10 protein-coding genes and 1 pseudogene are annotated in these 19,679 nt (G+C 69.2%); 7 read left to right on the top strand and 4 right to left on the bottom strand.

The window, feature by feature from the left end; translation table 11 throughout:
• Positions 1-4: 4 nt before the first annotated feature.
• Positions 5-934, top strand: a complete 930-nt coding sequence (locus ACTWNK_RS00780; RefSeq protein ID WP_474301527.1) for a hypothetical protein — start codon at positions 5-7, stop codon at positions 932-934.
• Here the strand turns inward: ACTWNK_RS00780 and ACTWNK_RS00775 are convergent.
• A pseudogene (locus ACTWNK_RS00775) lies at positions 931-1,365 on the bottom strand (ATP-binding protein); the annotation flags it as partial. The gene ACTWNK_RS00780 and the pseudogene ACTWNK_RS00775 sit on opposite strands and share 4 nt — an antisense overlap.
• Positions 1,366-1,706: 341 nt before the next feature.
• Between ACTWNK_RS00775 and ACTWNK_RS00770 the strand changes: the two are divergent.
• The gene (locus ACTWNK_RS00770; RefSeq protein ID WP_474301526.1) at positions 1,707-2,423 is read left to right on the top strand and encodes a recombinase family protein; all 717 of its coding nucleotides are present in this window, start codon (positions 1,707-1,709) and stop codon (positions 2,421-2,423) included.
• A gap of 199 nt (positions 2,424-2,622) precedes the next feature.
• Here the strand turns inward: ACTWNK_RS00770 and ACTWNK_RS00765 are convergent, their stop codons facing one another.
• Together ACTWNK_RS00765 and ACTWNK_RS00760 are read right to left on the bottom strand one after the other, a co-directional pair.
• Positions 2,623-5,478 (bottom strand): tetratricopeptide repeat protein, encoded by a 2,856-nt coding sequence (locus ACTWNK_RS00765; RefSeq protein WP_474301525.1) that lies wholly within the window; start codon positions 5,476-5,478, stop codon positions 2,623-2,625.
• A 461-nt stretch (positions 5,479-5,939) separates the two neighbouring features.
• The gene (locus ACTWNK_RS00760; RefSeq protein ID WP_474301524.1) at positions 5,940-7,139 is read right to left on the bottom strand and encodes an AfsR/SARP family transcriptional regulator; all 1,200 of its coding nucleotides are present in this window, start codon (positions 7,137-7,139) and stop codon (positions 5,940-5,942) included.
• A gap of 311 nt (positions 7,140-7,450) precedes the next feature.
• Here ACTWNK_RS00760 and ACTWNK_RS00755 point away from each other — a divergent pair, with 311 nt between their 5' ends.
• Entirely contained in the window at positions 7,451-7,687 is a 237-nt protein-coding gene (locus ACTWNK_RS00755; RefSeq protein WP_474301523.1) for a DUF397 domain-containing protein, read from the top strand.
• Between the two features lie 95 nt (positions 7,688-7,782).
• On the opposite strand, the gene ACTWNK_RS00750 is transcribed toward ACTWNK_RS00755, so the two are convergent.
• Positions 7,783-8,652, bottom strand: coding sequence for a helix-turn-helix domain-containing protein (locus tag ACTWNK_RS00750; RefSeq protein ID WP_474301522.1), 870 nt, complete (start codon positions 8,650-8,652; stop codon positions 7,783-7,785).
• A 205-nt stretch (positions 8,653-8,857) separates the two neighbouring features.
• Between ACTWNK_RS00750 and ACTWNK_RS00745 the strand changes: the two genes are divergently transcribed.
• From ACTWNK_RS00745 to ACTWNK_RS00730, 4 genes are all read left to right on the top strand, one after another.
• Positions 8,858-9,391, top strand: coding sequence for a hypothetical protein (locus tag ACTWNK_RS00745; protein ID WP_474301521.1), 534 nt, complete (start codon positions 8,858-8,860; stop codon positions 9,389-9,391).
• A 465-nt stretch (positions 9,392-9,856) separates the two neighbouring features.
• The gene (locus tag ACTWNK_RS00740) at positions 9,857-12,508 is read left to right on the top strand and encodes an ATP-binding protein (RefSeq protein WP_474301520.1); all 2,652 of its coding nucleotides are present in this window, start codon (positions 9,857-9,859) and stop codon (positions 12,506-12,508) included.
• Positions 12,509-12,862: 354 nt separating this feature from the next.
• A complete protein-coding gene (locus ACTWNK_RS00735) occupies positions 12,863-15,202 on the top strand; it encodes an ATP-binding protein (protein ID WP_474301519.1) in 2,340 nt (779 codons plus the stop codon).
• 402 nt (positions 15,203-15,604) lie between these two features.
• Entirely contained in the window at positions 15,605-19,672 is a 4,068-nt protein-coding gene (locus ACTWNK_RS00730; protein WP_474301518.1) for an nSTAND1 domain-containing NTPase, read from the top strand.
• Positions 19,673-19,679 lie beyond the last annotated feature (7 nt).

The raw sequence follows: 19,679 nt of genomic DNA, 5'->3' as shown, positions 1-19,679 counted from the left end.
ACCCATGACCCTCGCCCACCACCTCGACCTCGATGACCCCTATCGGCTGCCCTTGCCCACCCCTGACACCCCGGTGGTCTTGCCGCATCGAGTGAGCGCCGGGCACGCTCACCTCGACGGCCGCTATGGCGATGAGGTCTGGCCGTTGGGCGCGCTGACGGAGAACCCGAGCGCGACCAAGGTCTGCCTGCGCTGGAAGGCTTGCCCCGATGTGTTCCGCGCTGAGCTGCGGCTGATCGCCTGGACCATGATCAATGGTGAGCTGCGGCCCAGCTTTCTTGCCGAACGCGGCGTCCGCATGCGAAGCCGTCTGAGCCTAGGCGAAGTCGCAGAGACGATCCGACACTGGTTTCGCCTGGCCACCTGGCTGGTCTCCAGAGGCATCGACAGCCTCGCCTTCTGCAGCGCGAGCGACCTGCACGACTACGGCCTCCAGCTGAGAGGAAGGGGTCGCAGCCGGGGCAACGCTGGCCGCATCCTGGCAGGTCTGACACGTTTGTGGGCTTTCGATGGACTCAGCGCCCGCCCGACTGGAATGGTCCGACCGCCCTGGGATGAGCTCGGGATCGATGACTATCTGCCCTCGGCGACCTCGTCCACCGGCGGGGAGAACTCGACCGAGCCAGTGGCGGCCCAGACCATGGGCCCGCTGCTGGTCTGGGCTATGCGGATGGTCGACGACTTCGCCGACGACATCCTCACCGCCTGGAAGGAGTGGCAGCGACTGAAGGCGGCAGCCCGCGCCAACCCCGCCACCCCTGCGGGGAAAGCTGCTCTGCACGCCTACCTCGACCCGCTGGTGGTCGGCATGGCGCCGTGTCAATGGCCATTTAGTTCGCCCCGTTGGCGGCCAGATAGTGAACACGCTCCTGGCCATCCGGGAGTCCCCAACGGCGGCCAGATAGTCTCCCCGCCGTTGGTGCTGGTCAGTTAGCTGAAGGGCTTCACTCCCTGACCTGAGGTGGCCTGGGTGAGGCGGAAGCTGTCACCCTGCGTGACGACGATGTGGGCGTGATGCATGAGCCGGTCGACGGTGGCGGTGGCCAGCGTCTTGGGCATGATCTCGTCGAATCCGGAAGGGTGAAGGTTGGAGCTGACCGCCAGCGCCCGTCGTTCGTAGGCGGCATCGACCAGGCGGTAGAACCCTTCGGCCGCGTCAGGCGAAACCGGGAGCAGGCCGATGTCGTCGACGATGATCAGGTCGCAGCGGATGATGCGGGCCAGGGCTCGGGCGATGGAGTCGTCGGCGCGGTGACGGCGGACCAGCGCGCCGAGGTCTTCGATGGTGAACCAGGAGACCGTCAGCCCGGCCTCGACCGCGTTCTGGCCGAGGGCTTCGCTGAAGTGGCTCTTCCCGGTCCCGGAGTGTCAGCTCTGCGGTTTGATGGCCGGAATCTCCAGAGCTATCTGGCCGGACTGCCCGGTTGGGGTAGACGTTTCTGGACGATGGGAGAGGCCGTGGCGGACGACCGCGAGCGCGAGCGGAAGACCGGGGAACTGGCGCTGCACGCCTTCAAGACCGCCGGGAGCCTCCACCTGCCCATCGAGCACATGAAGATCCTCGGCTTCCGGACCGACGCGTACGACCGCCAGGACCTGGCCCGCGTCGCCAACTCGCTGCGCGGCATGCCGGTCCGCGCCGCGATGAGTTCCGGAGACGACGACATCCTGCGCGCCGTCACCGGCCGCGACGACCTGGGACGACTGTGACGGGCCGGATCTACGCCTACGCGCGAGTCTCCACCCGCGATCAGAACCCGCAGCTCCAGCTCGACGCTCTGACCGCCAGCGGCTACGACGAACTCGTCATCGAGAAGGAATCGGGCAAGGCCGGAGTCGCCCGCCCGGAATGGGAAGTCCTGCTGACGCGCCCACAGGCCGGCGACACCCTGAAGTTCTGGAAGTCCGACCGGTGGGGCCGCTCCGCAGCCCACGTCCTGACCATCGTCAACGCGCTGCGGGCCCGGGGCGTGAAGATCGTGTCCCTGACCGAGAACTTCGACCTGAAGACCAAAGAGGGCCGGTTCATGTTCGCGGTCCTGGCCGCCGCCGCCGAGTACGAACTCGAACTACGGGCCGAACGCCAGGCCGACGGGATCGCCGCGGCCGCCCGCCGCGAAGCCGCAGGCCGCCGACTCCCCGGCAAGAAGAAGACCGGCCGGCCCCGCGTCATCGGCCCCGCCGAACTCGCCACCCTCCGCCGTCTGGTCGACGACGGCACCTCGGTCACCGAAGCCGCCCGCACCCTCAAAATCGGCCGTTCCACCGCCTACGAGGCACTGGCCGGCATGCAGGAAGACGAGCAAGCCGCACGGGCCAAGCTGGAAGCCGTCCTGGCGGCACTGCCCCCAGACAGCCGCCCAACGCCCTCAACCGCCGCCTACGACGAACTACTCAACCGAACACCAGGCACCCCGGCCTGACCTGTTCCCATGGTTTCTCCCGGTCTCCCAGGCCGGCCGCATGTTCGTCGGCCGCCACGACGAGTTGGCGGTCGGGGGTCGAGCAGCAGCCAACCGAAGCCAAGGCCGGAGGTTGGGTTGGATCAGGACGTACCCTACTTAGCCGCCGCCGAGGGCAGGCTCCACGGATAGCTGCCCCACGCCTGTTCCATGATCGAGTTCATCCGATCCTCCGGTGAGTGGTGCTGGTGGACGACTCGACCGTATGACCCACGGCTTCTTCGCTGATCGGTACCGCCGCCTGACGCTGCCCGACCTCAGCCAGCAGGGCGGCGTGGTTGTTCAACGAGTCGGCCAGGTTGGGGAGGTAGGCGTCGGGGTTGAGTTCGGCCAGCTCGCCGTACAAGCGGACGGCTTCCTCGCTGATCGGTACCGCCGCCTGACGCTGCCCGACCTCAGCCAGCAGGGCGGCGTGGTTGTTCAACGAGTCGGCCAGGTTGGGGAGGTAGGCGTCGGGGTTGAGTTCGGCCAGCTCCCGGCGCAGGCGGACGGCTTCTTCGCTGATCGGTACCGCCGCCTGACGCTGCTCGATCTCAGCCAACCAGATCGCGTGGTTGTTCAACGAGTTGGCCAGGTTGGGGAGGTAGGCGTCGGGGTTGAGTTCGGCCAGCTCCCGGCGCAGGCGGACGGCTTCCTCGCTGATCGGTACCGCCGCCTGACGCTGCCCGACCTCAGCCAGCAGGGCGGCGTGGTTGTTCAACGAGTTGGCCAGGTTGGGGAGGTAGGCGTCGGGGTTGAGTTCGGCCAGCTCCCGGCGCAGGCGGACGGCTTCCTCGCTGATCGGTACCGCCGCCTGACGCTGCCCGACCTCAGCCAACCAGATCGCGTGGTTGTTCAACGACATGGCCAGGTTGGGGAGGTAGGCGTCGGGGTTGAGTTCGGCCAGCTCCCGGCGCAGGCGGACGGCTTCCTCGCTGATCGGTACCGCCGCCTGACGCTGCCCGACCTCAGCCAGCAGGGCGGCGTGGTTGTTCAACGAGTCGGCCAGGTCGGGGAGGTAGGCGTCGGGGTTGAGTTCGGCCAGCTCCCGGCGCAGGCGGACGGCTTCCTCGCTGATCGGTACCGCCGCCTGACGCTGCCCGACCTCAGCCAACCAGATCGCGTGGTTGTTCAACGAGTCGGCCAGGTTGGGGAGGTAGGCGTCGGGGTTGAGTTCGGCCAGCTCCCGGCGCAGGCGGACGGCTTCCTCGCTGATCGGTACCGCCGCCTGACGCTGCCCGACCTCAGCCAGCAGGGCGGCGTGGTTGTTCAACGAGTCGGCCAGGTTGGGGAGGTAGGCGTCGGGGTTGAGTTCGGCCAGCTCGCCGTACAAGCGGACGGCTTCTTCGCTGATCGGTACCGCCGCCTGACGCTGCCCGACCTCAGCCAACCAGATCGCGTGGTTGTTCAACGAGTTGGCCAGGTTGGGGAGGTAGGCGTCGGGGTTGAGTTCGGCCAGTTGGCGCCATATCTGGGTGGCCTGCCAGCTTTCGGTCAGGGCGCGCGCGTGCAGCCCCGCATCGGACAGGCGGATCGCGAGGGTGTCGTGGATGCGGGCGCGGCCGGTGGGGTCGGCGCCGGGTAGCCGGTGCTCGGCCAGCCGGACGGCCACCGCCGCGATCCCGACGTCCAGATCGATATGCCGGTGATCAGGCAGGACCGATTCGATTCTCTCCAGCAGCCCCGGGTCGATCCCGGGCAGGGCTGCCATTGCGGCGAGTGCGGCGCTTCCGGCATGCAGCGCCAGATCGGGGCGGGCGGCCAGCAGCGGATACAGCTGGCGCTGGGCTAGATGGGGCCAGCGCTGGCAGGCTTCGATCAACGCGCTCAGGCCGTGCCGGATCCACACCGGAACCCCCCGACCACCGGCGGTGTCCGGTTCGCTCGTGTCGCCGGGTGCGGTCAGGAGCCGGGCGGGGGCGCTGGCGGCCCAGGGGTCGGCCGGGAAACCGTGGGAGTGACCGGGAGTGGACAGGGCGAGGAAGTCTTCCCCCAGCCGGTCGGGAAACAGCGGCTCCAGCACTGTGACCTCCCCGCCACCCATCGCATCCAGCACGAGGGCAGAGGTGCCTTGTACGACGGAGGGCGGGTAGCACACCGCGTGATCCTTCAACAGCTGCCCGGGATGCTCACGCGACTCGATCCCAGCGTTGTCGAGGGCCGCCCGGCCGTCGGCGTACCTGAGACGGCCGGTCAGCGTGGCGGTGTAGACGAGCTGGCCCATCGCCTCCGGCGAGGCCGCCAGCGGCTTCTCCCGCCGATCGTGCAGCGCCTCCCAGTGATCGCGCTCGCGAGCCAAAAGCACCTGCGAGACCACCACGGGGTCGGCGGGCGCCTCCTGGCCGCTGTCGGCGGTCAGGACCGCGGCCAAAGCGGCCATCTGCACGGTCAGCACCAGCCGGTAGGCCTCATGCCGCTCCAGCGCGGCCGGCGGGCCGACCTGGCGGGCGGCGGGCTGGTTCAGCAGGACGGCGAATCGGTCGCGGGCTGCGGCGAACAGGCCTTGGCGGGTGATGCCCGCCTCGCTCTCCAGCGGCTCCAGCTCGCACGAGGTCGCCTCCACACGCAGGTCCCGCTGGATACGGCCGTGCAGGCTCTGCCACCACGTACCCGCAGGGCGGGCCAAAAGCAGCACCCGCACCGGCAACCGCCCCCGGATCAGGGTGTCACCCAGCAACGTCAGCAGATCGGCGGTGTCCCACCGCTCGGCATAATCCACCACGACCAGCACCCCGGCCGCCCGCTCCAGGTCCGGGACCGCGAACATCTTGGGCACCGAGCGATCACGCCGGTGATGGGCCGACAGCACCACCCACCCCTCCTCCTGCCACAGCCCGGCCAGCTGGCCGGCCAGCCGGGTCTTGCCCTGCCCGCCCGGCCCGTGAACCAGCCTTACCGCGACCCCATCGCTCGCAGTCGTCCCTGGCACGCTCACGTCCCGCCAGGCACTCAGCTCCTGCAGCAGGGTGTCGCGACCGGTGAAAGCGACCACCGTGTTGGCCGCCCGCAGCAGCTCGCTCGGCTGTGCCCAGGTCACTTCTGCTACCTGTGCAGTGGATGGTGGCCACGGCGCAAGCCGGTACGGCTCTGCGCCGTGGTAGACAACCATGTCTCGAGAGGCCCAGAAGATCTGTGCCAGCCCCGTGGCGTGCACGGTTGGGCGGGGCTGTGGGTGGGGGTCGGTCATCTCGCTTCTACCTTTCCGGGGAAGGTCCGAGCACGGCGTCGAACGGGCCCGGCCGGGGGCGTGATGGGGTGCGCCGTGTCGCCGACGGCCGGGTGTCTGGCCCTGCGCCCGGACGCCTTGCAGGGAGCCCGGGCGCAGGGTGCGCTGGTGGTGCCGGGGTGAAAGCGGTGCCCTGCGGTGGTGCGTGTGCTGACGCGTTGTAGGCCTGCGGTCACGATAGGACGCCTTGCCGGGCGCGTCAGCCCCGCCGACGGGAATGTGAGCGGTGCCACCCGCCCGGAGCGGGCTCTGGAGGGGAAGCGGGGCGCGGGTCAGCTGTCGGGGCCGTGGACGTGCATGTCCCGGCCGGCGTTGTACTGGCGGGCATGACCGCTGACGATCACTTGGTGGCCGATGTGCTGGACCGTGGCCGTAGGCGCGGCGCCCGTCCCGGGTGGGCTCACCGCTTGGTCGCCGGTTTCGGGGTCGCCCTCCCCCTGCTCGTCGTCGAGGCCGCCGGTGGCGGTGGTGGTGGTTTCGGGGTGGGGGGTGGTGTGCGGTTGGGCGGGGCGCAGCGGCAGCACTTTTGCGTCCTGGTCGGGGGTGTCGCCGGCGGGGGGCTGTGCGCGGTCGGGGTGCGGGTGGGCTGTGGTCATGACGGCTCCGGTGCGGGGCGGGTGGGGCGCGGTCAGGTCGGGGTCTTGGCGCAGCATGCGCTGATACAGCCGGTCGAGCGGGTGCAGCGGGGTGGCGGCTCGGGTGTGGTCGAGGAGGGCTTTGACGCGGAGGAAGACGTCGCCTGCTTCCTGCTGGCGGCCGGACAGGTAGTAGGCGGTCATGAGCAGGCCCGCGACGGTTTCGTCGCCGGGGGCGGCGATGTGGAGGTCTTCGAGTTCGGGCAGGACGGCGGCGTGGCGGCCCAGCCGCACCTCGGTCTGCAGGCAGGCGATCAGCGCGGCGCGGTGCACGCTGCGCAGGTGGCGGCGGTAGCCGTCGGCCCACAGCCCGCTCAGGTCGGCCAGCGGCTGCACGGCCGCCCCGTGCCCGCCGCCGGGTGTCCAGTGTTGCAGTGCCCGGCGCAGCAGCCGGGCGGCCTCGGTGGCGGGTGTCGTCTCGGCCGCCGTCAGGGGGCCGGGTGCGGGGGTGAGGGGGGTGAGGATGGTGCGGGCTGAGGCCAGGTCGTCGTGGAAGCGGTAGACGTCCACGCTGGAGCGGGGGGTGCGGATCAGGTAGCCGCCGTGGTGCCTGGGCATGACCTCTCCCCCGCCTTGGGCGCTGCCGTCGGAGGCGCTGAGAGCGGCGGTGGCGGTGGTGAGGGTGGCGCGGAGTTTGCTGGCGCAGCTGTGCACCAGGTCGCGGGCGGTATCCGGAGGAGAACCGTCCCAGATGCGGTCGATGAGGGTGGTGGTGGTCAGGGGGCGGCCTTCGGCGGCCAGCAGGACGGCCAGCAGCAGCCGGTGGCGCGGCCGCCTGAGGTCGACGGGCCGGCTGCCGGCGTGGACGGTGACCGGGCCGAGCAGGTGAAAGTCCATCGCGGCTCCTTGGGGGCGGCCCCGGGTGCTGCCGGGGCCTGCTGGGGGGCAGGAGGATGCGCGGGCGTGGCACGGCGTGCTTGGTGTGCCTACGCGTGACAGACGACGGCGGGCCGCTGCGGCGGGGCGTTCACCCCGAAAGCCCGCACCCCCCGGGGGGGAGGGCGGGGGCGGCAGGAATCGTCCCAGGATGTGGCCCAGGTGGCCGAGGTTGTGGCCCAGGTGCGGGCACAGGAGGCGGCCCAGGAGGGTCTCGCATGCTCAAGGTGTGCGGCAGGAACTACCTGCAGCCGGCGGAAAGGACGGATGAGATGACGATGCGGACGAGCGGCAGGAGCGGGGCACGCGGGCCGGTGGCGTGGTTCAAGAGCGCCTTCAGCAACGGCCAAGGCAACTGTGTGGAGGTGATCGAGGCCGGCGGCGGGGTCGCGGTCCGCGACTCCAAGGTGCCCGACGGGCCGCTGCTGTGGTTCACCGGCGCCGAATGGGAGGCGTTCCTGGCCGGAGTCAAGGACGGCCAGTTCGACCACTTCGGCTGCGGCGCCTAGAAACACGCGGCGGGGGTGACGCAAAGAGCAGGCTGCGTCGCCCCCGTCTCCTGCGCGGGCAGGAACGGGGGCGGATATCGCCAGGCGGGCGGCGGTCATGTTTGCTGCGCGTGGTAGGTGGCGTTGATCTCGGTGAGAAACTCACGAGCCCGCTCGTCGAACAGCGCTGCCTCGCGCAGCCGGTCCCAGTGATCGCGATACAGCTTGACGTTGCGGGTGTCGATAACGTCCAGCTGACCGTGGAACGTCTCGACACTCACGAATGTGTCCTCATCGCGGTGGCCTTCATAGATGACGAACCCGTGCAACGAGGGGGCTGTGATGTGACGGCTATGCGGGATGAGGCCGATGGAGACGTTGCTCAGCGTGCTGAGGGAGGCGATCCGGTCCAGCTGAGGAGCCATCATCTGCGGCGAGCCGTAGGACATCCGCAAGGCCGTCTCGCTGATCAGGAACTCGAAACGCTTGTCTCCGTAGAGGATGAGCTGACGCTCGAGCCGACTGGCGAGCCACGCTGCCACCTCCTCCGGTGAGTGGGGGATATGAAAGGTGGAGAAGATCTGGCGGGCGTACTCGGCCGTTTGCAGCAGGCCGGGAAGGATCGTGATCTCCAGATTGAGCATCGTGCGGGCGCGGACATCGCGATCACGAAGTTCTTCCCGCCCGATGGACATGTCTTGTCGCTGCTCATACCAGGTGTGGATCTCGGTGAAAGCCACCTGGGTCATCTCCCGCAACGCCTGCACAACCTCATCGGGCGCCGAGACCGCTCTCGCCCACGCCTCCACATCCGGCAACGGCGGCAGCAACGCCCCGGACTCGATCCGCGACACCTTCGACTGGGAGATACCCAGCTGCCGAGCCAGCACGTCGCCGGACAAACCAGCCAGCTTGCGCAAACGGCGCAACTCCGATGCCAGGCGCTGTCGCCCGCTGTGCGGCTCCTGCCGGGATGCGTCGATCATGTCTGCCTTGCCTCTCCGAAGGAGGACACGCTTGCATAGCATTCACCCTTCAATCATCCAAGACTATTCAGTTACGTTCAGAATGCTGCCACGAGCAGTGAAGGCCGTCAACGGCCCCCGTGACATGCATGTTCCCTGACAGATAGGAGGCTTCGGAAGGCTTCGCCCTTGACGGGCCCTGATCCTCCATTCAGGATCAGACATTATGATTCAATTTCATTCTGAAGAGGCGGCCTCCTCGAGCGAGCCGGCCACCGGCGCCGCCGGATCGACACCGGCCCCGCCGACCCGGCCACCTGGGGCTCTGCCCCCCGCCCGCCACCGCCAGACCAGAACCGCCACCACCGACCCGGGGCCCGCGTGGCGAGCGGGTGCGCGGTGGGCGGCAGCCGTCTACACCGAGCTGGCCGCAGCCCTGGCCGGCCCGGCCTCCTACACGGGGGGTGCGGGTGAGTGCCGCTGCCCCCGGCGCAGGCCCGCCGCCGGGCCCGCGGTGACGTTATGGGCGCTGACACTGTCGACCCTGGCCCAGATCCACCCGGTCACCTGCGGCCTGATCCTGCTGGTGCTGTCGGTGCTGAGCTCGCTGCTCATCGCGCTGCGCAGCGGCCCCTCCGCCGCCCGCCGCACCGCCGCACCGCCCGAGCCCCGCCGCCCGGCCTCACTCGCCGAGGAGCCCACCCCCTCCAAGGCCACCCCGGCGCCCACCGCAGGCGAGCGGCACCAGGGACAACCGTGACCGGTAACCGCCGCCCGCATCCGCGTGTTGCCCTGGTCGGCCTGAGGTGGCCGCTTCGGGCTCCCTTTCGTGCCCGCCCGGCCGGGCGGAGTTCCTTCCCGAAGGCGTGGACTCCGGCTGACGTAACAACTCTCCTACATTGCGTGACTATAGAATGACAATGCGTCAGCATGAACGGGGTTGGCGGGCACCTTAGCCGTTCAGCCCGCCGCACAACCGGTGAGCATGAGGACGTAGCGGACTCACCGGCCTGCTTTCCGGCACTGCCGTGTTCGCCACCTTCCCCGGAAAGGCGAGAGCATGATGGCCGATCCGCACCCCCCTCCAACCCCCCCGACGCCCCCCGCTCCCACCTCGCCGGGCGCCTGCGCCGTTCCCGCTACGACTGCGGTGACCGGTGGCGCGCAGGCAGATACCCGGTACCACGTCAGCGATCACGCCCACGTCTATACCGCCGATCGGGACATGCACATCACGCACGCTGCGGTGGTGGCACGGGCCACCTGCACCCTGCCGCGCGATGTGCCCGCCTTCACCGGCCGCGGGCCGGAGCTTCACCTGCTCACGCGCGCCCTGGCCGTCCTCGACAGTCAAAAGCCGACGGGGCGGGTGGTGGTGATCCACACGATCAACGGGCTGCCCGGGGTCGGGAAAAGCGCCCTGGCCGTGCACGCCGCCCACCTGCTGGCCGAACGCTTCCCCGACGGGCAGTTGTTCGTGGACCTGCACGCCCACAGCCTTGATGCCGCACCCGTGACCGCCGCAGACACCCTGGACGCGCTGCTGCGCGCCGACGGCGTCGACATCGGAGCTATCCCATCCGGCCTGGCGCAGCGGGCGGCGCTGTGGCGTGACCGGCTGGCAGGAAAGAAGGTGCTGCTCGTCCTGGACAACGCCGCAGGTGAACACCAGGTGGAACCGCTGCTGCCCGCTGCCCCCGGCTGCCTGGTGCTCATCACCAGCAGGGCCCGGCTGGCCGTCACCGGAGGCGTACCGCTCACCCTGGACAGCATGACCTCGCAGGAGGGCGCCGAACTCTTCGCCCGCCGGACCCACCGCCCGCTCACCGCCGACGAGGAGGCCGCGGTGGCCGAGCTCGTGGGATTGTGCGGGGGCCTGCCGCTGGCGATCACGATCATGGCCGCCCGGCACGCCAACCGCCCCGCCTGGACCGTCACCGACCTCGTCCAGCAGATGAGCGGGCACGACCTGCTCGGCGAGCTCGCCGAAGGCGACCACAGCGTCGCCGTCGCCTTCGACCTGTCCTACCGCGACCTGCCCCCGCAACGCCAGCACCTCATGCGCCTGCTGGGCCTCTACCCCGGCGCCGACTTCGACGCCTACACCGCCGCAGCCCTGGCCGGTCTGCCGCTGGGCCGGGCGCGACAGCATCTGGACGGCCTCTACAACGCCTCCCTCGTCCAGGAGATCAGCCGGGGCCGCTACCGGCTGCACGACCTGCTCGCCCGCTACACCCGCGCCCTCGCCCGCAACGCGGCCGACACCAGCGGCCCGGCCGCCCACACCGCACTCGAACGCCTGCTCAACCACTACCTGCACACCGCACACGCCGCGAGCAGCCACATCCACCACCACACCCCCGCCCTGCCGCCGCCCGTCACCGCCCCACCGGCGCAGCTTCCGCAGGTCGCCACCCGCGAGCAGGCCACCGCATGGCTGGAGGCCGAACGCGGCAACCTGCACGCCACCATCCAAGCCGCAGCCACCGCCCATCCCGCCCAGGCCATCGCCCTGACCGCCACCATCGCCGACTACCTCTACACCGACGGCCACTGGCAGCAAAGCATCACCCTGCACCACACCGCCCTGGCCACCGCCTGCCACACCCGCGACCGGCTCGGCCAGGCCTACGCCCTCAACGACCTCGGGCGGGTGCACTATGTCCGCGACGAGTACGAGCAGGCACTCCAACGACACGGCCAGGCATTGAGCCTGTTCACCGACCTGGGCAACCGGCTCGGCCAGGCCTACGCCCTCAACGACCTCGGGCGGGTGCATCGGGTCCGCGACGAGTACGAGCAGGCGGCAGATTGCCACGTTCACGCGCTGAGCCTGTTCACCGACCTGGGCGACCGGCACGGCCAGGCCGCCGCCCTCTACGGCCTCGGCCGCGTCAATCGGGTACTGGGCGAGTACGAGCAGGCAACCGGCCAGCTCACCCAGGCATTGAGCCTGTTCACCGGCCTCGGCGACCGGCTCGGCCAGGCCTACGCCCTCTACGGGCTCGGCCTCGTGCACCGCTTCCGCGGACAATACGAGCAGGCGAGCGAGCGGCACACCCAGGCACTGGAGCTGTTCACCGGCCTGGGCAGCCGCCACCGCCAGGCAGGCGCCCTCTACGGCCTCGGCCTGGAATACCGGCTCCAAGAACAAGCCGGGCACAGAACGCCCCAGCAGCAGAGCCCGGCCCTGCTCACCGACCAGGGCAACCGGCACAACCACGCAGGCACCCTTTACGGCCTCGGCCTGGTGCGCCACGTCCTGGGCGCGTACGAGCGGGCCGTCATCCAGCACGTCCAAGCCCTGAGCCTGTTCACCGAGGTCGGCAATCGCCACGGCCAGGCGGCCGCCTTCCACGGCCTCGGCCTGCTGTATCAGGTCCTGAACGAGTACGAGCAGGCGGCCGGCCAGCACGCCCAGGCACTGGAGCTGTTCACCGGCCTGGGCAGCCGACACGGCATGGCACACGCCCTGCACGGCCTCGGCCGCGTGCACAACCTGCGCCAAGAGCCCAAACAGGCGATCGACCGGCACACCCAGGCGCTGGGCCTGTTCACCGAGATCGGCGACCGCTACGGCCAGGCCGAGGTGCTCAACGACCTCGGCGAACTACTGGCCCGTTCCTCATCTGCGAACAGGGAACAGGCCTGCGGTTGCTTCCGGCGGGCCTTGCTCCTCGCCCGCGACATCCGCACCCCCCTGGAACAGGCGCGGGCACTGGAAGGCATCGCCCACTGCCACCTGCGCCACCAACCCCCCGGCGACGCCATCACCGCACTACAGCAAGCGCTGACCATCTACCGGCGCCTCGGCTCAGCCGACGCCCATCGGGTCGAAGACGCCCTCCGCCACCACGAACCACCGCCGGGAGGGTGAGAGCGTGCCCCCGCCCGCAGCCCCGGCGCCAACCCCTCACCGCTGTGCCGGAACTCAGACCTCCGCCCGCAGACGCCGATACGGGGCTGACAACCCCGATGCCGCGCCCTATGGTGACCATGAACCAACAGCGCGTCGCCACCACCGGACCCGGCACATACCCTCACCCCCACCGGCCGCACGCCACCCCGGGGCCGGGGCGCAGCCGGACCTGGCCGTTCGTCTCGATGTCATGCTGGGATCCCTTCCCGGAGAGGTGAGGGCGTGATGGCCGAACCACACCCCCGACCAGCTCTACCGACAACCCCCGCTCCCTCCCCGCAGGGCGCTCCGGCCCTGACCGACCTGGCGTACGTGAGCGCCCGGTACAAGGTCAACGACCACGGTGAGGCGTATGTCGCCGGCCGTGACGTGCATGTGACTCAAGCTGTCGCTGCGGTGGTAGGGCGAGCCACCCGCACCCTGCCTCGTGATATGCCCGCCTTCACCGGACGCCGCCCCGAACTCCTGCTCTTGACCCAGTCGCTGGCATGCCACGATGGCCAGCACCCTGCTGGGCGGGTGGTGGTGATCCACACCATCAACGGGCTGCCCGGGGTCGGCAAGAGCACCCTGGCTGTGCATGCTGCGCATCTGCTGGCCGAACGCTTCCCCGACGGGCAGTTGTTCGTCGACCTGCACGCCCACAGCTTCGACGGCACACCTGCCACCGCCGCCGACACCTTGGAGGCGCTGCTACGCGCCGACGGCGTCGACCCGTCCGCCATACCCCAGGAGGCGACGCAGCGGGCGGCACTATGGCGTGACCGGCTGGCCGGAAAGAAAGTGCTCCTCGTCCTCGACAACGCCACCGGTGAGCAGCAGGTAGAGCCGCTGCTGCCGGGCACCCCCGGGTGTCTGGTGCTCATCACCAGCCGGGTCCGGCTCGCGATCACCGGGGGTATACCGCTCACCCTGGACAGCATGCCCCCCGACGAAGGCACCAATCTGTTCGAGCGCCGGACCCACCGCCCCCTCACCGGCGACGACATGGCGGCGGTGGACGAACTTGTCCACCTGTGCGGGGGATTACCCTTGGCGATCACGATCATGGCCGCTCGGCATGCCAATCGCCCCGCCTGGACCGTCACCGACCTCGTCCAGCAGATGCGCGGACACGACCTGCTGGATGAGCTGGCCGAAGGCGACCACAGCGTCGCCGTCGCCTTCGACCTGTCCTACCGCGACCTGCCTCCCGAACAACAACACCTCATGCGCCTGCTCGGCTTGTATCCGGGCACAGACCTGGATGCCTACACCGCCGCCGCCCTCGCCGGCATCCCGCTTGGGCGCGCGCGACGGCACCTGGACGCCCTGTATACGGCATCACTCCTTCAGGAGACCAGCCGGGGCCGCTACCGCCTGCACGATCTCCTCGCCCACTACACGCGAACTGTCGCCCGAAACGCCGCTGACAGCAGCGGCCCGGCCGCTCAAGCGGCAGTCGAACGCCTGCTGAATCACTACCTGCACACCGCACACACCGCAGGCCGCCACTTCCGCCACGGCATGCTGCCTTCACCCGTTTCCCCGCCTCCGCAAATACCGCAGGTCGACACCCGCGAACAGGCCACTGGGTGGCTGGAGGCTGAACGCGACAACCTGCAAGCCTTCATACAGGACACAGCTTCCACCTACCCTGCCCAAGCCGTCGTGCTGACCGCCGCCATCACTGACTACCTCGAAACCGCCGGCCACTGGCAACAGTGCCTCACCTTGAACCAACTCGCCATGACCGCCGCGCAAAGTACTCGCGACCAACTGGCTCTGACCCGGAGTGTCCACAACCTTGGCCGTGCGCATCGGTATCTAGGCGAGTATGAGCGGGCGGCCGAACACCTCACCCACGCCGTGGACCTGTTCACCGGTCTGGGTGACCAGCCTGGCCAGGCGAGCGCCCTCTACGGCCTCGGCCGTGTGCACTACCTCCGGGGTGAGTACGAGCGGGCGGTCGAACACCTCACCCAGGCCCTGGACCTGTACACCGACCTCGGCAACCGGCATGGCCGGGCCAACGCCCTCAACAACCTCGGCCTCGTGCACCGCCTCCGGGGTGAGTACGAGCGGGCGACCGAACACCTCACCCAGGCCCTGGACCTGTACACCGACCTCGGCAACCGGCATGGCCGGGCCAACGCCCTCAACAACCTCGGCCTCGTGCACCGCCTCCGGGGTGAGTACGAGCGGGCGGTCGAACACCTCACCCAGGCCCTGGACCTGTACACCGACCTCGGCAACCGGCTCGGCCAGGCCAACGCCCTCAACAACCTCGGCCTCGTGCACCGCCTCCGGGGTGAGTACGAGCGGGCGGTCGAACACCTCACCCAGGCCCTGGACCTGTTCACTCTGATAGGTGACCGGCATGGTCAGGCTGAGGCGCTCCTTGAGCTCGCCGAGTTGCTGGTTGTTTCCTCGACCGGCGACCAGGCGCACACCGGTTTCCAGCAGGCTTTGACCGCCGCCCGTGACGCCGACGCTCCGCTGGAGCAGGCGCGGGCGCTGGAAGGCATCGCCCACTGCCACCTGCGCGAGCAACCTTCCGGCGATGCTCTGACCGCTCTACGACAGGCGCTGGCCCTGTACAGGAGTCTGGGCTCGGCTGATGTTCAGCGAGTCGAAGGAGCTCTCCGCCGCCACACACCGCCAGGAAGGTGAGATCGTGCCCCAGTCCGCCCTCCAGGGCCGAACCCGGCACCACCACGCCGCTCACATCTTCCGACGCGCGGATTCGAGGCTGACACGCCTGATATCGCGCCCTACCGTGACCATGAACCAGCCGTGCGTTATTGCTGTCTGGTCCGGCATGCACTCTCACCCCCGCCGGTCGGCAAGCCGTTCGCTGGCACGGTTCAGCTGGACCCGTTGTCTGTCTCGACGCAGTGATTGGATCCATTCCCGGAAAGTGAGGGTGTGATGGCCGAACCGCACCGTCCACCGGCGCTGCCGACGCCCGCAGGCACCTCCTCGTCCGCTGCCCCCGTCCCTCCCCGCACACCTACCTCGCCCGACCTACCCGAGGCCCCTGTCGCGCAGGCAGCCGTTTCCGCCCCCTTACAAGTGGACACCCAGTACAACCTCAGCGACCACGCCCGCGTCTACGCCGCAGGCCGCGACCTGTACATCACCCACGCCACCGCTCCCGGCGCAGCGGCGGGCACGACCGTTGCCGCGTGGGCGCGAGACGACAGCCCATACCGGGGGTTGATGGCGTTCGGCGTCGGTGACAGCCAGGTCTTCTACGGCCGCACCACCCTCACCACCCGCCTCATGCACGCCCTGACCGCCCGCCTGGACCACCCCGGTGTGCTGGTGGTGAGCGGCGCCTCCGGCGCGGGCAAGTCCTCGCTGCTGCGGGCCGGGCTGGTCCCGGCGATCGCCGACGGCGGCCTCGGGCAGGAGGCCCGACAATGGGCGTGCGCGGTACTGGAGCGGCCGACGCGCTCCCCGCTGGCCGAGCTGGCGCACCTGCTGGCCACCCTCGCCGGTCTGGAAGCCGTCTCCGTCCTGGACAGCCTGACCCGCGCCCCGCACCAGGCGCACCTGCTGATGCGTCAGGCCGCACGCGCCGACGCGCTCCGCCGCGGCGTCGACGCCGAGCAAGCCGCACGCTGCCGCCTGGTGCTGGTGGTCGACCAGCTGGAAGAGATCTTCACCCTGCCCGGCGGGCCCACCGCGGCGCCCCTCACCCCCCTTGACGCCGGACAGGCAGACGAGCACGAACGGGAACAGCGGGAGCGCGACGCGTTCCTCACCGTGCTGCACGTGGCCGCCACCGCCGGATGCGGCCCCCAGCAGACACCGGCAGCCCTCGTGATCGCCGCCGTGCGCGGCGACCACATCGACCAATGCGCCGCACTCCCCCAGCTCGGCCACGAACTGGAGGAACGCCTGTTCATCGTCGGCCCCATGCACGAGCAGGAACTGCGACTGGCGATCACCGGCCCTGCCGCCGCCGCCGGACTGCGCCTGCAGGAAGGCCTGGCCGACACCATCCTCGCCCAGCTGCGCACCACCGGCGGCGGCTACGAAGCCGGAGCACTGCCCCTGCTGTCACAGGCCATGCTCACCATCTGGCAACACCGCGAGAACGACCTGCTCACCTTCCGCGGCTACGACCACACCGGCGGCGTCACCCACGCCGTCGCCACCACCGCCGAGGACGCCTACACCAGCCTGGACGAGACCGGCCGGCGCATCGCCCGCCACCTCATGCACCAGCTGACCACCGTCACCTCCGAAGGACAGTCCGCCCGCCGTCCGGCCGACCGCACCACCCTGACCGCCACCACCGGCGCACACCTCCCGCCGTCCCAGCGGGAACCAGCGGTCAGGCGGGTACTGGAGGCGTTCGCGAGCCGTCGGCTGATCGTGGTCGACGAACACCGGGTACAGATCGCCCACGAGGTACTGCTGAGAGCCTGGCCCCGGCTACACAGCTGGTTGGAGACCGACCTGACCGAACACGCCCGCCGCTCCCGCCTCATCGACGATGCCGCCGCCTGGGCACACAACGGCCGCAAACCATCCGATCTCTACCGCGGAGACAGACTGGCCATCCTGCACGAAGCGCTACCCCGCTGGAATAGCGACCCAGATCGCTATTCAGCTCTGCCCCACCTTGCGCAAGCCTTCCTGCATACCTCCGCCAGAGCAGAAACCCGAACCAGCCGCCTGCGCCGTGGGGTAGGCATAGTGCTAACTATGCTGCTAATCACGGCCGCGATACTAGCTTCCACCACCATCCGCGCCCAGCAAGATACCCTCCAAGCCCAGCAGGAATCCATCAACCAACACACCGCAGCCACGTCCCGTTCCCTGGCAACTCAGAGCGAACTCTCCCAAAACGATCCCGCCCTGTCTGCGCTTCTGGCCGCAGTGGCCTGGCAGATCAGCCCTACCGCCGAAGCCCGAGCTCGAATGCTGACCCTCCTTAGCACCCCCAGCCGCGGGCTTCTCACCGGGCACCAGAGTTTCGTGTTTTCGGTGGTGTTTAGTCCGGACGGCCGCACTCTGGCCAGCGGTAGCGACGACAGGACGGTGCGGTTGTGGGATGTGGCTACCCGCCGTCCCATCGGCACGCCCCTCACCGGACACCAGGCCCGCGTGTCTTCAGTGGTGTTCAGCCCAGACGGCCGTATCCTGGCCACGAGTGGCAGTGAGGACATGACGGTGCGGTTGTGGGATGTGGCTACCCGCCGTCCCATCGGAACACCCCTCACCGGACACCAGGACCTGGTGTCTTCAGTGGTGTTCAGCCCAGACGGCCGCACCTTGGCCAGCGGCAGCCACGACAAAACAGTGCGGTTGTGGGACGTGGCTACCCGCCGTCCCATCGGAACACCCCTCACCGGACACCAGGGCCCCGTGACATCAGTGGTGTTCAGCCCAGACGGTCGCATCGTGGCTGCCAACACTCACAATGAGGACGAGCCGGTGCGGTTGTGGGACGTGGCTACCCGCCGCCTCATCGGAACTCCTCTGGCCGGGCATCAGGGCTTGGTGTCTTCTGTGGTGTTCAGTCCGGACGGCCGTATCCTGGCCACGAGTGGCAGTGAGGACATGACGGTGCGGTTGTGGGATGTGGCTACCCGCCGTCCCATCGGAACACCCCTCACGGGACACCAGGCCCGCGTGTCTTCTGTGGTGTTCAGCCCAGACGGCCGCACTCTGGCCAGCGGCAGCGACGACATGACGGTGCGGTTGTGGGACGTGGCTACCCGCCGCCTCATCGGAACTCCTCTGGCCGGACACCAGGGCCCCGTGTCTTCTGTGGTGTTCAGCCCAGACGGCCGCACTCTGGCCAGCGGCAGCGACGACATGACGGTGCGGTTGTGGGACGTGGCTACCCGCCGCCTCATCGGAACTCCTCTGGCCGGGCATCAGGGCTTGGTGTCTTCTGTGGTGTTCAGCCCAGACGGCCGCACCTTGGCCAGCGGCAGCTTCGATCTGACGGTGCGGTTGTGGGACGTGGCTACCCGCCGTCCCATCGGAACACCCCTCACCGGACACCAGGACGGAGTGTATTCGGTGGTGTTCAGCCCGGACAGTCGCACTCTGGCCACCACTACTGCGTATGACGAAGGCGAGTCGGTGCGGTTGTGGGATGTGGCTACCCGCCGTCCCATCGGCACAGCCCTCACCGGACACCAGGGCGGAGTGTTTTCGGTGGTGTTCAGTCCGGATGGTCGTATTCTGGCCACCGGCAGCAGCGACACGACGGTGCGGTTGTGGGACGTGGCTACCCGCCGTCCCATCGGCACAGCCCTCACCGGACACCAGGACCTGGTGTCTTCGGTGGTGTTCAGCCCGGACGGTCGCACCCTGGCCACCAGCAGCTTCGATCTGACGGTGCGGTTGTGGGACGTGGCTACCCGCCGCCCCATCGGAACACCCCTCACCGGACACCAAGGCCGAGTGTCTTCGGTGGTGTTCAGCCCGGACGGTCGCACCCTGGCCACCGGCAGCAGCGACACGACGGTGCGGTTGTGGGACGTGGCTACCCGCCGTCCCATCGGAACACCCCTCACCGGACACCAGTCCTCTGTAGATTTGGTGGTGTTCAGTCCGGATGGTCGCACTCTGGCCACTGCTGATGACGAGGACGAGTCGGTGCGGTTGTGGGACGTGGCTACCCGCCGCCTCGTCGGGACACCCCTCACTGGACATGATCCCTTTGGGCTCTCGGTGGTGTTCAGCCCGGATGGTCGTATTCTGGCCACCAGCAGCAGCGACACGACGGTGCGGTTGTGGGACGTGGCTACCCGCCGCCCCATCGGAACACCCCTCACCGGACACCAGGGCCCCGTGACATCAGTAGTGTTCAGCCCGGACGGTCGCACCCTGGCTACTAGCAGCGACATGGCAGTGCGGTTGTGGGATGTGGCTACCCGCCGCCCCATCGGCGCACCCCTCACCGGACACCAAGGCCGAGTGGTTACGGTGGCGTTCAGCCCAGATGGTCGTGTTCTGGCTACCGGCAGTGAGGACAGGACGGCGCGATTGTGGGACGTTAGCGTACCTGATGACCTCTTCCAAGCCGTTTGCGCGATCGCAGGCCGGTCGCTCACCCCGGCCGAGTGGGCACAGCACGTACCACAGTTGAAGTTTCAGACAGTGTGCCGCTGACGGCACC

The organism is Nonomuraea sp. IBHARD001, from assembly GCF_056106265.1.
Note: the sequence above shows the minus strand (reverse complement) of the source record. Positions and strands in the feature narration are given on the sequence as shown.

Coding starts and splice junctions, on each gene's coding strand:
- ACTWNK_RS00780 (WP_474301527.1), top strand. CDS start 5: ATGACCCTCGCCCACCACCTCGACCTCGATGACCCCTATCGGCTGCCC.
- ACTWNK_RS00760 (WP_474301524.1), bottom strand. CDS start 7,139: ATGGACTTTCACCTGCTCGGCCCGGTCACCGTCCACGCCGGCAGCCGG.
- ACTWNK_RS00755 (WP_474301523.1), top strand. CDS start 7,451: ATGACGATGCGGACGAGCGGCAGGAGCGGGGCACGCGGGCCGGTGGCG.
- ACTWNK_RS00750 (WP_474301522.1), bottom strand. CDS start 8,652: ATGATCGACGCATCCCGGCAGGAGCCGCACAGCGGGCGACAGCGCCTG.
- ACTWNK_RS00745 (WP_474301521.1), top strand. CDS start 8,858: ATGATTCAATTTCATTCTGAAGAGGCGGCCTCCTCGAGCGAGCCGGCC.
- ACTWNK_RS00740 (WP_474301520.1), top strand. CDS start 9,857: ATGCACATCACGCACGCTGCGGTGGTGGCACGGGCCACCTGCACCCTG.